This is a genomic window from Pseudoduganella sp. LjRoot289 (assembly GCF_964252925.1).
Taxonomy (GTDB): Bacteria; Pseudomonadota; Gammaproteobacteria; order Burkholderiales; family Burkholderiaceae_D; genus Rugamonas.
The window spans coordinates 3,731,801-3,744,619 of sequence record NZ_CAXUPN020000001.1; the positions used below are offsets into that span (position 1 = coordinate 3,731,801).

Genomic DNA, 12,819 nt, shown 5'->3' on the forward strand with positions numbered 1-12,819 from the left:
CCTCAACGACCGCTCAGTTGGCGCCGCCGTTGACTTCCTTCTCCCAGCGTTCAAGCAGGCGCTTGCGCTCGGCGGCTTTGCCGTATTTCTCGAAGTCGTAGTTGATCAGCTTGATGCGCTTGACGTCCGGCACGCGCGCATCGACCTTGGCGTCCTTGTTGGCCGGCAGCTGGAACTGCTTGGCGGCCAGGCCCAGCTCCTGGGCCGGCGCCGTCAGCGCCCAGTCGTAGAACTTCTTGGCGTTGACCAGGTTGCGCGCGCCCTTGATGATGGACATCGAGCCGACCTCGTAGCCGGTGCCCTCGCAGGGCGCCGAGCTCTTCACCGGGAAGCCCTGCATCACCTCGCCCGGCACGTCGTGGATCCAGCCGACCGCGATGGTGTTCTCGCCGTGCGACACGTTCTTCAGCGGACCCGAGCCGGAGCGCGGGTACTGGCTGATGTTCTTGTGCAGCGCCTTCAGGTAGGCGAAGGCCTTCTCCTCGCCGGTGATCTGGACCAGGGTGGCGATGGCCATATAGGCCGTGCCGGACGAGTTCGGATTGGCCATCTGCACCTCGCCCTTGTACTGCGGCTGGATCAGGTCCATCCAGCACAGCGGCGCGGCCAGTTTCTTCTTGGCCAGCAGCTCGGTGTTGTAGGCGATGCCCAGCGGGCCGGAATAAATGCCCACCGTCTTGTAGCCGGACTGCTTGGCCTGGTTCACCGCCCACTCGCGCAGCAGGTTGATGTTGGGCGACTGGTAGGCCAGCGTCAGGTCTTTTTCGGCCGCCTGCAAATGCGGGTCGCCGGTGCCGCCGAACCAGACGTCGGTCTTCGGATTGGCGCTCTCGGCCGAGATCTGCGCCAGCGCCTCGCCGCCGCCCTTGGCCACCAGGTTGACCTTGATGCCGGTGGTGCGTGAAAAGGTGGTCTGCACCAGGCTGCACCATTCGGCCTGCACGCCGCAGATCACGTTGAGCGTGCCGGCGTCGGCGTAGGCGGGGGCGGCGGCCAGCGCCAGCAGCGGCGCGCCGAGCGCGCTGAAGAGTATCTTGTTCATATCGTCTCCTGTTATCGGTGCAACGCTTAGAACGCGTAGCGCAGGCCGGCGCCGATGGCGCGCGACTTGGCGCCGGTGGCCGGGCCGACGCCGCCGGCGTCGAAGTCGTACTTGCCGCGCGACTCGTTCTTGACGATGGCGGCGAAGGTTTCGAACAGCATCTGCGGGTTGATCAGGTACTGGTAGGCGATCACGGCGTTGGTGGCGCCGGTGTCGGCGCCGTTGCACGCGCTGCCGTTGCCGTAGGCGCAGCGCACATCGCTGCCCACGCCGTAGCCGCCGTACACCACGTGCTCGCCGAACACGTGCTTGGCGCCGAGCACCACGCCGCTCTTGCTCAGGCGGGTCTTCGCCGTGCCGGTGGCGTTCGGGTCGCTCAGGCGCATGCGGTCGTAGCCCAGCGCCAGGATGGTGCCGGTCGGCAGCGTGTAGCGCATGCCGAAGCGGAAGTCGCGGTCGCGCGTCTTGCGGTCGGTCGAGCCGTTCAGCGTGCCCTTGTCGTCGCGCACCTCGTGCGAGAAGCGCAGGTCCAGCGGGCCGGTCACGTACTGCAGCCCCAGGCTGTAGCTCTTGTCGTCCAGGTGCGGGCTGGTGGCGGTGCCGGCCGCGCTCTTGTTCTCGTTGGCGCTGAAGTAGACGCGCGCCGACAGGCCGTGGAAGCGGGCCGACTCGAAGCCCAGCGTGTTGTCGAAACGGACATTGAACTGCGGGCCGGTGACCGACTGGCCGCTGTTACCGGACAACATGCCCTGGTTGTCCTGCACGCCGGCGCCCATGGGCGAGAAGTCGGCGGTGCCGCTGTTCCAGCGCGCCGCCGCCGTCATGCGGCCCAGCTTGACGGTGCCGATGTCGGCGAAGGAAATGCCAACGAACACATCCTTGGCGCTGCCCCACATGCCGCCCGTGGTGCCGCCATTGGCGTTGTCGATCGAAATGCCGGTGGTGTATTGCGCCAGGCCGGTCATGCCCCGGCCCAGCGGGATGGAAGCCTTGATGCCCAGTTCCGAGCTGACGTTGCTGAGGCGGAAGCGGCCCGGCTTGTCCTGCGCCGGCACGGCCGCGCCGACCGCGTCGATATGTTCGAACTGCGCGTCGGCCACGCCGTACACGGTGGTTTGCAGCCCCGACTGGGCCTGCGCCCCTTGGGTCGTTGCCAGGCATACGGCCACGGCGGCGCCGGCCATCATCAAGCTTTGCTTTTTCATTTTTTGTCTCCAAGCATGGGACGCTCTCGGCGTCCTCTAGTCCATTCGAAGCGTCGGACGCCAGGGCGGCCGACCGGTGATCGCTGCGTCCGCCGAACCCGGCGAGCCACACGATTGAACGGAGTCTAGGGCAGCCCGGCCGAAATTGCGAACCAGAAAGTTGCAAAACAGCCCCGAATCTTGCAGCCCGCTTTCAGCTTCCTTTCAGATCGCTTTCAGTCCGGGCCGCCGGCCGCGCCCCCGGCGCCGCCCGGGATTAAGCTGCATGGCAGACAAAGATAGTGCTAACAGATAATATTCGAAGGCATACAATATGAGCGCCCCCAGCTATCGCAGCCACTTCACCCCACCGGCCACCACCATGAAGATTTTGCTTGTTGAAGATGATGCAGACATGTCCAAGGCGCTCACCCGGGCGCTGGAAAAGCGTGGCTTCCAGGTCACAGCCTGCGGCGACGGCACCCAGGCGCTCAAGCTGATACGCGACGAAGTGGGCGACCTGGTGATACTGGACTTGAACATCCCCGGCCTGGACGGCCTGCACATCCTGCAGCGCAGCCGGGCGCAGGGCATCGCCACCCCGGTCATCGTGCTCACCGCGCGCGGCGCCGTGGGCGACCGGGTGGCAGGCTTGAACGCGGGCGCCGACGACTACCTGGCCAAGCCCTTCGACCTGGAGGAACTGGAGGCGCGCATCCGCGCCCTGCTGCGGCGCAAGGGCGGCGAGGAGCCGCAGCAGAAATGCGGCCAGTTGCGCTTCGAACGCAGCTCGGGCGCCTTTTACCACGGCGAACTGCCGCTCGAATTCACGCCGCGCGAACAGGCGCTGCTCAAAGCGCTGATGGTGCGGCCCGGGCACGCGGTCAACCGCGAACGCCTGCTGCAGCTGGTGTTTCCGGACGACGCCAACGTGCAGGTCGAGGCGATCGAGGTGGTGATCCACCGGCTGCGCAAAAAGCTGGTGGTCACGCGCACCGAGATCATGACCCTGCGCGGCCTGGGCTACCTGCTGCGCCCGCAAAGCGCGCCGGCCGCATGAGGCCCGCGGCGCAACCGCGTTCGCTGCGCCGCTACCTGCTGGCCGGCATCATCGCGCCGATCGCGCTGTTCATCGCCGTCGACGCGGTCAACCTGTACCGCAGCGCGCTCGACTCGGCCAACACCGCCTACGACCGCATGCTCGTCACCACCGCCTACTCGATCGGCGACCAGACGGTGATCGCCAACGGGCGCCTGCTCTCCGAGGTGTCCTTCGCCACGCTGGAGGTCTACGAGGCCGGCTACTCGACCCGCATGCTGTACCGCATCAGCGACCGCCAGGGCCGCTACATCGCCGGCGACCGCGACCTGCCGGCCTTCCGCCCCGCCCAGCGCAGCTGGCCCGCCGTGCCGGCGCTGCTGAAGGTCTACGAGGGCCGCTACGGCAACGCCGAAGTGCGCATCGCCGCCGTGGCGCAGCCGTCGAAGGGACACCTGCCCGAGGACGACGTGGTGATCCAGATCGCCGAACCGCTGGCCTTCCGCCAGGGCGTGGTGCGCGACATCCTGTGGGGCACGGTGCTGCGCCAGACCCTGCTGATGCTGATCGTGGCGGCGGTGACGCTGGTGGTGGTCGCGCGCGCCCTGCGCCCGCTCGACAGCCTGCGCGCGCAGCTGAACGCGCGCCAGGAGGACGACTTGTCGCCGCTGAGCACGCCCCTGGCGGCGCGCGAGCTGCAGCCGGTGGTGGCCGCCTTGAACGAGCTCATGAGCCGCCTGCACCGGACGGTGGACCTGCAGCAGCGTTTCGTCGCCAACGCCTCGCACCAGCTGCGCACGCCGCTGGCCGTGCTCAAGATGCAATTGCAGTCCGGCGTGCGCGGCGACGTCGCGCCCGAGCTGGCGCTGCGCGAAATGGGCGGCACGGTCGAGCGCGCGACCAACGTTGCCAACCAGCTGCTGTCGCTGGCCCGCATCGAGCAGATGCGCGGCAAGGGCACCAGCGAACGCTGCGACCTGGCCGTCATCGCGCAGGAGGTGGCGATCGACCTGTCGCCGCTGATCTCGGACAAGAACCTGGACTTCGAGCTGGAGGCCGGCACGGCCTGGGTCGACGGGCGCGACTGGATGGCCAGCGAGATGGTGTCCAACCTGCTGCACAACGCCATCCGCCACACGCCGCCCGAATCGCGCCTGGGGATACGGGTGGCGCAGCTGGCGGACGGCGTCGAGCTGTGCGTGTGGGACAGCGGCCCGGGCATCGCCAACCAGCACGAGCTGCGCGTGTTCGAAGCGTTTTCCGGCTGCCACAGTTCGCAGGGCGGCGGCCTGGGCCTGACCATCTGCGCCGAGATCGCCGACTCCATGGGGGCCGGACTGATCCTGTGCAACCGCGGCGCGCCCGGCCAGGTGCAAGGCCTGGACGCGCGCGTGCGCTTCCAGCGGCGCGGCGACGGCATTCGGTCCGCCGCCTGAGGCGGGACGTCTGCCACGGCCTGCGGCAGACGTGAAAAGGGCCGCAGGTTTTTCAACGCTGCGGCCCGACTGTGCCCCGGTGTGATCTCGCGGCGCGGCGCCGTCTCCGGCGCAGCCCCGCGCGTCAAGCTCAGCGCGAGATCGAGTTGCTGCTCATGACATTCAGGCCCGCATCGTAGGTATAGCCGGCCGCGGTGATGCCGGTGATGGTGAACTTGAAGGTGCCGGTTTTCTTGCTCGCAGCCGAATCGATGGTGGCCACGCCGCTGGCGTTCGTCAGCCCGGTTTTCGCGCCACTCACCAGGCCGCTCCAGCTGCCGGCCACGGTCGCGTTCGGAATCACATTGCCGGCCGCGTCCTTGACGGTGACTTTAGCCTGCGCATAGCCCTGCATGCGGTTCGGCGACACCAGCGACATCGCGATGGCGCTGGCGTAGATCTTCGGCTGCACCGTGGTCGCGCTGATGGCGACCGTGCTGCTGCCGCTGAAGCCGGCGCTGTTGGTGACCTTCAGCGACGCGGTGTAGCTGCCGCCCACGTTGTACACATGGCTGGCCGTCATGCCGGCCGCCAGCGGGGTGCCGTCGCCGAAATTCCACTCGTAGCTGACAATGCCGGCGGCGTCGCTCGAGGCCGCACCGGAGAAGGACACGTTCAGCGGCGCGGGGCCGGAAGTCGGGCTGGCGCTGATGACGGCGACCGGCGCGCCGCCCACCGTCAGCGGCGCCGACAGCGACACCGAGTAGCGGCCGATGCTGCCGTAGGCGCTGTAGCCGGTGCCCAGCGGATCGCCCAGTCCCGAGCCCTCGATACTGAGGAAGTAGGTGCCGGCGGCGGCCAGGTTGACGGCGATGCTGCCGTTCAGCGCGTCGGCCGGGTTGGCTTCGGCCACCAGGTTGCCCGCCGCGTCGCGCAGCTGGATCAGGATGTCGAGGTTGGGGCTGAGCTGGAAGGGCTTGGCGTTGATGGTCACCGTGCCGGCGCCCGAATTGAAGCTGAACATGTCGACGTCGGACGGCGTTTCGATCACGCCCAGGATGTCGTAGGTGTTCATGCCGCTGACGGCGGTCGGCGACAAGGTGGCGGCAGTGGCGATGGTGTTGCCGAAGTCATCGGCGGCGAACGTCACACCGTTGTTTTGCATGACCAGGTAGTCGTCTTCGGTGTTGTTCGCGTTGAGGTATTCGCCCTTGCTGAACTGGACCAGTTCCTTGTTGTAGCCCACGCCCATGATAGGCGCCCAGCCGGTCGCGCCGCTGCCGTGGCCGGCGTAGTAGCCGACCGTGCTGGTGCCGTCGTGCGACAGGCCGAGGTTGTGGCCCACTTCGTGCGATGTCGCTTCGGCGATCGCTTTCTCGCCGTTGCCCAGCTTGTCCTGGAAGATGAAGGCGGGCTTGTTGGCCTCGCTGGTCGCGTCGAACACGCCCACATAGGCGAAGCCGCCGCAGCCGCAGTCGCCCTGGACCGTGCCGGCGGTGAAGTTCTTGGTGATCACCGCGCGGGTGCCGTAGGTGTCGTCCAGCGACGAGGTGCGCGTCATCTGGTCGACCGGCGGCTCCTCGGTGGTGACGTCGACGTCGAACGCCGCGTAGTCCTCGGCCACCCGGCGCCAGATATTCTGGATCACCGTCAGTTCGGTGGCGCTGAAGGTGCCGGGCAATCCGTCGAGGTCGAAGGCGGGGCTGACGATGCTGGTGATGCCGTAGCTGGTGTTCCAGGCGGTGCCGGTGGTGGTGTGTCCGTTGAAGTCGAGGTAGATCTTGCGCTTGGAGCTTTTGCGGGAGTGGAGCAGAAAGGTCTGGTCGGCCGGGTACACCGCGCCGCTCTGGGCCACATCGGACGGCGACGCTGTCAGGCCCTGCTCGATGAAGAACAGTTTACCGTTCTTGTCGATCCAGGCCGAACGGTCGCTGCGCAACTGGGCGCGCAAGGCGTCGGCAGTCTTGCCGTAGTGGGCGGCGACGGCGGGCAGGTTGGCGCCCAGGTTGGCGATGGCTTTCTCGCCATTGCTTTTGGCGGGCAGGTTCAGCAGCGGCATCGGCGGCTTGGCCGGATGGGCCTGGTTCGAACGCTTGGCGGCGGTTTGCGCCAGGGCGCTTTCCGGCAGCGCCAGCGTGCCCAGTGCCAGGGCCGCCAGAGCGGTGGCGACAATCTTTTTCGTAACAGCCTTCGGCATGGTGAGCTCCCTCGGTAATGCTGCAATTGAACGACTTCAGGCGGCTAATATACCAAGGAAAAGTATCCGCAAGGCAATAAATATCGAGAAATTGTGAAATTTTCGCGCGAGTGTGCACTCATGAGTTCCCTTTCAATATAGACCAAAAAGGTCACGCTGTTGTCGCCAAATCACGAGAATTGACAAGGTGCTATGATGTTCTGGGAGTCATTAAAAACAGACTGAGCGAGGAAACATGCACTACGTACTGATCTACGATTACACGGCCGACTATATGGAACGGCGCGCCGAATTCCGCGATGCGCATTTGAAATTGGCCTGGGATTCGCACGCGCGCGGCGAGCTGCAAGTGGGCGGCGTGCTGGCCGAGCCGGTCGACGGCGCCCTGCTGTGGTTCAAGGCCGCTTCGGCCAAGGTGGTGGAGGATTTCGTCGCGGCCGATCCCTACGTGGCTGCCGGACTGGTGAGCAAGTGGCGCGTGCGCCCATGGCTGACGGTGGCCGGCGCCATGGCCGACCAGCCGGTCTACCCGGGCTAGAACACCCGGCCCTCGCGGCGCGCGGCGGCCAGCAAGTTAGCCAGCAAATTAGCCAGCAAAATACAGGCCCCGGCCAGCAGCATGGCGTAGCTGGCCGGTTCCGGTATGGCGCTGATGTACAGCACCAGCTGTGTGCTTTCATCAAACGACAGGCCCTGCCAGTTCACATACGCGGCGTTGCCGGAAATGGCAACGTTCGCCAGCGAAAAACCCGCCATATTGGTCTGGCGCCCCAGCGCGGCAAGGGGATGGAAGGCGTGATCCAGATTGCTCACCACGAAGCCATTGTATGAACCCGGCAACCAATAGGCGCTGGTATTGAAATGATTGATGATGATCTGCGTGTCGGTGACCGTCAAATCGAATACTCCGGCGACATTGCTGAACAAGGCGCCGTCGCTGTCGACCAGTTGCGCGGCGAAGCTTGCGGTGGGCGTCGCCAGGTCGGGATAATAATAGCGGAGGGAAACCTGGTCGCCCGCCGTGCCGGCATGCGCGCTGAAACTGCAAAAAAGCAAGACCGCGTACAGCAGGCGTTTCAGCGTCGTCATGGCGACCTCCAGTCAGGGAACTGGCATTTTATGCTTGCGGAACCGGCCTCGGCGCCACCTTGCCTGCCGGCCATGCCGGTTTGGCTTTTCAACGCCGATCTGTTACCTTTGCGGCGCCGCACCATACTGACCTGACCACGGAACACCATGCCGCCCACTTTATTTACGGCCGACCAGATAGCCGCTCTGCTGAAAGCGCTGCCCGACCCCGCTTTCCTGCTGACTCGCAGCGGACTGTACTCGGCCATTTTCGGCGGCGCCGACATCCGCTATTACCACGAGAGCAGCTACTTGATCGGCAAGACCTTGACCGAGGTGCTGGTGCCAGCCAAGGCCGAGTGGTTCCTCGGCGAGATCCACAAGGCGCTGGCCACGCGCAGCCTGCACGTGGTCGAATACGGGCTGACCGGCAGCGACGTCAAAGGCATGGAGAACGAGGGACCGTTGCAGGCGATCTGGTTCGAGGGCCGTATCCAGGCGCTCGATTTCCAGGTCGATGGCGAGGACGCCGTGCTGTGGGTCGCCAGCAATATCACTGGTCGGCATCAACTGGAACAGCAGCTGCGGCTGCAAAGCGAGAGCGACGAGCTGTCGGGCCTGTTCAACCGGCGCAAGCTGATGGCGACACTGGGCGAGCAGCACAGCGTGTTCAAGCGCTATGGCACGCCGACCGCGCTGCTGATCTTCGACATCGACCATTTTAAAAACATCAACGACCAGTACGGCCACCCATTCGGCGACAAGGCCATCCGCGCGGCGGCCGACGTCTGCCGCGACGAGCTGCGCGCGACCGACTTCCCGGCCCGCCTGGGCGGCGACGAGTTCGTGGTGCTGATGCCGCACACCGGCCGCACGCAGGCCGAACCGATCGCCGAACGGCTGCGCCTGCGCATCGCCGAGGCGCTGCTGCGGCTGGGCGCGCTGGACGGCGGCGCCACCATCAGCGGCGGCCTGAGCGAATTTTTGCCCGGCGACGCCAATGCGGAGGAAGTCCTCAAGCGCGCCGACGAGGCGCTGTACCGTGCCAAGCGCGGCGGCCGTAACCGGATACTGAGCGTATAGTGACTCCATGACTCCATCAAGACTGGCGCATACGAAGGCGCAACACGGGAGAGCGACATGAAATGGGAAGGCAACCGGGAAAGTGACAACGTCGAGGACAGGCGCGGCGATGGCGGCGGCGGCGGGGGCGGCTTCGGCTTCGGCGGCCGCTCGATCGGCATCGGCACCGTGGTGCTGGCCCTGATCGGCTCCTATGTGTTCGGCGTCAACCCGCTCACCATGCTGAACCTGCTCAGCGGTGGCGGCGGCCCCGTGCCGGTGCAACAGCAGCAGCAGGGACAGCCGCAGGCCCATCCTGCCGACCGCCAGGGCAAGTTCGTCTCCACCGTGCTGGCCGACACCGAAGACGTGTGGTCCGCCATCTTCCGCGCGCAAGGCGCCAGCTACGTCAAACCCAAGCTGGTGCTGTTCAGCGGCAGCACGCCGACCGCCTGCGGCACCGGCCAGTCTGCCGTGGGGCCGTTCTATTGTCCCGGCGACCAGAAAGTCTATATCGACCTGAGCTTCTACCGCACCATGGAGCAACGCTTCCACGTCAACGGCGAATTCGCCCAGGCCTATGTGATCGCGCACGAGGTGGGCCACCATGTGCAGCACCTGAGCGGCATTTCCGACAAGGTAGACCAGCAGCGCCGCCGCGCCTCCGAGCGCCAGGGCAACGCGCTGTCGGTGCGGCTGGAACTGCAGGCCGACTGTTTCGCCGGCGTCTGGGCCTTCCACGCCAACCGCGCGCGCAGCATCCTGGAACAGGGCGACATCGAAACGGCGCTCAGCGCCGCCACCGCCATCGGCGACGACGCCCTGCAGCGCCAGTCCCAGGGCCACGTGGTGCCGGACTCGTTTACGCACGGCAGTTCCGAGCAGCGCGTGCGCTGGTTCAAGCGCGGCATTGAAAGCGGCGACACCGGCCGCTGCAACACCTTCGAGACGCAGCAGTTGTAGCGGCCCCAAGCCCTAACGCAGGGCCACCCGCATCAGCCGATCCGGCGCCGGCTGGCCTGCGATGCTTTTGCCCGGCACCACCATCAGCAGTTCGCCGCCGACGTCGCCGTCGCCGTCGAACTCCAGGCGCACCTGCAGTTTGCGGTCCAGCGCCACGAAAGTGTCCTTGCCGGTGACGATGATCTGGTGCGCGCCCTCGGCATCGACTTCCGCAAACATCCTGGTGCCGGAGCGGCTCAGCGTCAGCGTCTGCCCGTTCGACAAGGAATAGCCGCCCTTGTAGCGGCCGAATTCGGCCGGATCCATATACCGCCCCGGACCGGGCGCGGCAATCTGCAGCGGCGCGGGCGCCGGTATCGTCACGGTATCGCCTTGCTGCGTCGTCTGCGCGCCGGCCAGCGGCAGCGTCGCGCCTGCGCAAGCGCCCAGCAGCGCCACCAATAGTATTTTTTTCATGATATGCACCATCCCTAGATAGCCAGATTGAAAAAGCGGCGCCGGCCTTGCTGCGGCCGGTCGAAATCAGTGTAAGCATTCATTATTTTCCGCGCGTCATCCAATCGGATGAGGCATGCACAGCGTCGCGGTGGAACCATGTATCAACGCGACCAGCTCGCCTTGCCGCCCGGTCCCCGTCTTGCCGTAGACCCGGTGCAGATGGGTCTTGACGGTGTTCACGCTGACGCCGCTGGCGGCGGCGATCTCCTCCAGCGAGTCGCCGGCCGCCAGCGCCCGGCTCACCGACGCTTCCGCCGGCGTCAGGTCGAACAGCTGGCGCAGCACTTCGGCCGAGGCGGTCACCGCTCCGGGGTCGCGCGCCATGACGATGGCGCAGGGCTTATGGCCCAGCGTGCCGTCGGGCAGCGCAAACGGCGCCACGGTCAGGGTCAGCGGCAGGCGGCCGTGGCGCGGCAAACTCAGCGATTGCGGGGGCGGCGCCTCCGCCGGCACGCCGGGCGCGCGGCCGCGCATGGCCCCGCGCACCATGCGCGCCAAGGTGCGCGCGCCGTGCGAAGCGGTCTGCACCAGTTGCGCGCCGCGCAGGCACAGCGGCGCCTCGGCGCCGAACAGCGCTGCCGCGCTGGCGTTCGCGTACAGCACCGTCAGGTCGGCGTCGAGCAGGAACACGGCGGTGGCCAGCGCGTCCAGCGCCGTCACGCTGCAGTGCTCGGCCAACCCCTGGTGCGCCAGGCGGCTGCGCAGCTGCAGCGCCCGCTCCAGGTGCGGCAGGAAAGCCCGCACACAGGCCTTGTCCTCCTCGGCGTAGTTGCCCAGCGCGCCGGCGCGGTGGATGCCCAGCACGCCCAGTTCGGTAGGCGACACCGCGAATACGGCGCCCACCACGTAGCACGCCCCGGCCTGTTCGCTGGTGGCGGCATAAAATCCGGTGGGATCCAGGGCCGTGTCGCCGGGGATGTCGGCGCTGGCGAATACCTGGGACAGTTCGAGCTGCCGGGCCTTCTGGGCCCCTAAGCCGCACTGCCAGTCTTGCTCCTCGTAGGCGGTCAGCGCTACGTCGTCGAGATTCGCGCTGCGGTCCAGGAAGCGGGCTTCGCTGGCGGCGGGCTGGACCATCACCGCCGCGCTGCTGGCGCCGAAGGCGGCGGCGATATCGTCGCACAACCCGGGCCAACGGTCTTCATGCAGGGCCGCGTCGTACAGGCGGCCGATCAACTCGTACTGCAAAGCCAACTGCTTCTCCAGCATAAGCACCTCCTTGCCGCCAGTCACTCAGCAACTTATAGCTTAGGCCGCGCTGCGGCAAACATCCACCTTAAAAGCATCCAAGCGTATTTCTTTTGATGATGGCGGGCGGGCCGGCGCACCGCGAACCGTATATGTGGCACCGGCGGCTGCGCCAGCGCTCGCACCAGCTCGCGAAGCCGTGCATACTGTTGCCATCGATAACACAGCAGGCATGCCGCGCGCATGCCCCACACCGCCATGACCGCCGACACCACGCCCCCGTCCGCCCATACCTTTGCCGCGCTGCGCCCGCGCCTGTTCGGCATTGCCTACCGCATGCTCGGCATCCGCGCCGACGCCGAGGACGTGGTGCAGGACGCGTGGCTGCGCTGGGACCGCGGCGAGCAGTCCAGCCTGCAGTCGGCCGAGGCCTGGCTGGTGACCATCGTCACCCGGCTGGCGATCGACCGCCTGCGTGCCGCCAAGGCCGAGCGCGAAGCCTATGTCGGCTGGTGGCTGCCGGAGCCGCTGGTCGAACTGGACGAGCGCACGCCCGAGGCCCAGGCCGAGCTGGCCGGCGAGCTGTCGGTGGCCTTCATGTGGGTGCTCGAGCGGCTGGCCCCGGAGGAACGCGCCGCCTTCCTGCTGCGCCAGGTGTTCGACCACGACTACAGCGAGGTGGCCGCCCTGCTCGGCAAAAGCGAGGCGGCCTGCCGCCAGATGGTGCACCGGGCCCAGCAGCGCGTGCAGCAGGAGCAGCCGCGCCAGCAGGTCGGCCGCGACGCCCACCGCAGCCTGCTGGCCAAATTCCTCGAGGCCGCCCGCAGCGGCCAGCCGGACGCCATCCAGGCGCTGCTGGCGGAAAATATCGAGCTGGTGGGCGACGGCGGCGGCAAGGTGCCTTCGTTCCTGGAAATCGTGCACGGGGTCGAACGCATCGCCGAACTGTACTGGGGCATGCTGGCCAAATTCCCCGGCCAGGTGGCCTACCGCGGCGCCACCGTGAACGGCGAGCCGGGCTTCCTGCGCTACGTCAACGGCAAGCTCGAATCGGCCCAGGCCATCCGCACCGACGGCAGCCGCATCACCGGCATCTACGCGGTGCGCAATCCGGACAAGCTGGCCGGCGTGCCGCAGACCTTGCCGGCGTAAGAACTTGCGCC

The 12,819-nt window shown here is 66.9% G+C and carries 12 protein-coding genes; 6 read left to right on the top strand and 6 right to left on the bottom strand.

Translation table 11 applies throughout. The annotated features are described in order from the left end of the window. Positions 1-13: 13 nt before the first annotated feature. Together ACSQ8Y_RS15935 and ACSQ8Y_RS15940 are read right to left on the bottom strand one after the other, a co-directional pair. Positions 14-1,042, bottom strand: a complete 1,029-nt coding sequence (locus ACSQ8Y_RS15935) for an ABC transporter substrate-binding protein (protein ID WP_436267424.1) — start codon at positions 1,040-1,042, stop codon at positions 14-16. Between the two features lie 26 nt (positions 1,043-1,068). Then, a complete protein-coding gene (locus tag ACSQ8Y_RS15940; protein WP_436267425.1) occupies positions 1,069-2,247 on the bottom strand; it encodes a porin in 1,179 nt (392 codons plus the stop codon). Positions 2,248-2,608: 361 nt separating this feature from the next. Here ACSQ8Y_RS15940 and ACSQ8Y_RS15945 point away from each other — a divergent pair, with 361 nt between their 5' ends. Then, positions 2,609-3,286, top strand: a complete 678-nt coding sequence (locus tag ACSQ8Y_RS15945; RefSeq protein ID WP_436269841.1) for a response regulator — start codon at positions 2,609-2,611, stop codon at positions 3,284-3,286. Beyond that, the gene (locus tag ACSQ8Y_RS15950) at positions 3,283-4,701 is read left to right on the top strand and encodes a sensor histidine kinase N-terminal domain-containing protein (RefSeq protein ID WP_436267426.1); all 1,419 of its coding nucleotides are present in this window, start codon (positions 3,283-3,285) and stop codon (positions 4,699-4,701) included. The genes ACSQ8Y_RS15945 and ACSQ8Y_RS15950 overlap by 4 nt, the downstream gene beginning before the upstream one ends. A gap of 130 nt (positions 4,702-4,831) precedes the next feature. On the opposite strand, the gene ACSQ8Y_RS15955 is transcribed toward ACSQ8Y_RS15950, so the two are convergent. Beyond that, entirely contained in the window at positions 4,832-6,877 is a 2,046-nt protein-coding gene (locus ACSQ8Y_RS15955; RefSeq protein ID WP_436267427.1) for a PKD domain-containing protein, read from the bottom strand. 235 nt (positions 6,878-7,112) lie between these two features. Between ACSQ8Y_RS15955 and ACSQ8Y_RS15960 the strand changes: the two genes are divergently transcribed. Beyond that, complete coding sequence (locus tag ACSQ8Y_RS15960) at positions 7,113-7,415, top strand: YciI-like protein (RefSeq protein WP_436267428.1); 303 nt, start codon at positions 7,113-7,115, stop codon at positions 7,413-7,415. On the opposite strand, the gene ACSQ8Y_RS15965 is transcribed toward ACSQ8Y_RS15960, so the two are convergent. Then, positions 7,412-7,966 (bottom strand): hypothetical protein, encoded by a 555-nt coding sequence (locus ACSQ8Y_RS15965; protein WP_436267429.1) that lies wholly within the window; start codon positions 7,964-7,966, stop codon positions 7,412-7,414. The two genes, ACSQ8Y_RS15960 and ACSQ8Y_RS15965, sit on opposite strands and share 4 nt — an antisense overlap. A gap of 147 nt (positions 7,967-8,113) precedes the next feature. Here ACSQ8Y_RS15965 and ACSQ8Y_RS15970 point away from each other — a divergent pair, with 147 nt between their 5' ends. Both ACSQ8Y_RS15970 and ypfJ read left to right on the top strand, forming a co-directional pair. Further along, positions 8,114-9,028, top strand: a complete 915-nt coding sequence (locus ACSQ8Y_RS15970) for a GGDEF domain-containing protein (RefSeq protein ID WP_436267430.1) — start codon at positions 8,114-8,116, stop codon at positions 9,026-9,028. Between the two features lie 57 nt (positions 9,029-9,085). Further along, a complete protein-coding gene (gene ypfJ / locus ACSQ8Y_RS15975) occupies positions 9,086-9,970 on the top strand; it encodes a KPN_02809 family neutral zinc metallopeptidase (RefSeq protein ID WP_436267431.1) in 885 nt (294 codons plus the stop codon). A gap of 12 nt (positions 9,971-9,982) precedes the next feature. On the opposite strand, the gene ACSQ8Y_RS15980 is transcribed toward ypfJ, so the two are convergent. Beyond that, entirely contained in the window at positions 9,983-10,426 is a 444-nt protein-coding gene (locus ACSQ8Y_RS15980; protein WP_436267432.1) for a hypothetical protein, read from the bottom strand. A gap of 96 nt (positions 10,427-10,522) precedes the next feature. After that, positions 10,523-11,677, bottom strand: a complete 1,155-nt coding sequence (locus tag ACSQ8Y_RS15985) for a helix-turn-helix transcriptional regulator (protein WP_436267433.1) — start codon at positions 11,675-11,677, stop codon at positions 10,523-10,525. Between the two features lie 237 nt (positions 11,678-11,914). Here ACSQ8Y_RS15985 and ACSQ8Y_RS15990 point away from each other — a divergent pair, with 237 nt between their 5' ends. Then, a complete protein-coding gene (locus ACSQ8Y_RS15990; protein ID WP_436269842.1) occupies positions 11,915-12,808 on the top strand; it encodes an RNA polymerase sigma-70 factor in 894 nt (297 codons plus the stop codon). The last annotated feature ends 11 nt before the right edge of the window (positions 12,809-12,819 follow it).

Bases quoted from the DNA above. Each gene is read 5' to 3' on its own strand.
- ACSQ8Y_RS15970 (WP_436267430.1), top strand. From the start codon at position 8,114: ATGCCGCCCACTTTATTTACGGCCGACCAGATAGCCGCTCTGCTGAAA.
- ACSQ8Y_RS15985 (WP_436267433.1), bottom strand. From the start codon at position 11,677: ATGCTGGAGAAGCAGTTGGCTTTGCAGTACGAGTTGATCGGCCGCCTG.
- ACSQ8Y_RS15980 (WP_436267432.1), bottom strand. From the start codon at position 10,426: ATGAAAAAAATACTATTGGTGGCGCTGCTGGGCGCTTGCGCAGGCGCG.
- ACSQ8Y_RS15990 (WP_436269842.1), top strand. From the start codon at position 11,915: ATGACCGCCGACACCACGCCCCCGTCCGCCCATACCTTTGCCGCGCTG.
- ACSQ8Y_RS15945 (WP_436269841.1), top strand. From the start codon at position 2,609: ATGAAGATTTTGCTTGTTGAAGATGATGCAGACATGTCCAAGGCGCTC.
- ACSQ8Y_RS15965 (WP_436267429.1), bottom strand. From the start codon at position 7,966: ATGACGACGCTGAAACGCCTGCTGTACGCGGTCTTGCTTTTTTGCAGT.
- ACSQ8Y_RS15940 (WP_436267425.1), bottom strand. From the start codon at position 2,247: ATGAAAAAGCAAAGCTTGATGATGGCCGGCGCCGCCGTGGCCGTATGC.
- ACSQ8Y_RS15960 (WP_436267428.1), top strand. From the start codon at position 7,113: ATGCACTACGTACTGATCTACGATTACACGGCCGACTATATGGAACGG.
- ACSQ8Y_RS15955 (WP_436267427.1), bottom strand. From the start codon at position 6,877: ATGCCGAAGGCTGTTACGAAAAAGATTGTCGCCACCGCTCTGGCGGCC.
- ACSQ8Y_RS15935 (WP_436267424.1), bottom strand. From the start codon at position 1,042: ATGAACAAGATACTCTTCAGCGCGCTCGGCGCGCCGCTGCTGGCGCTG.
- ypfJ (WP_436267431.1), top strand. From the start codon at position 9,086: ATGAAATGGGAAGGCAACCGGGAAAGTGACAACGTCGAGGACAGGCGC.
- ACSQ8Y_RS15950 (WP_436267426.1), top strand. From the start codon at position 3,283: ATGAGGCCCGCGGCGCAACCGCGTTCGCTGCGCCGCTACCTGCTGGCC.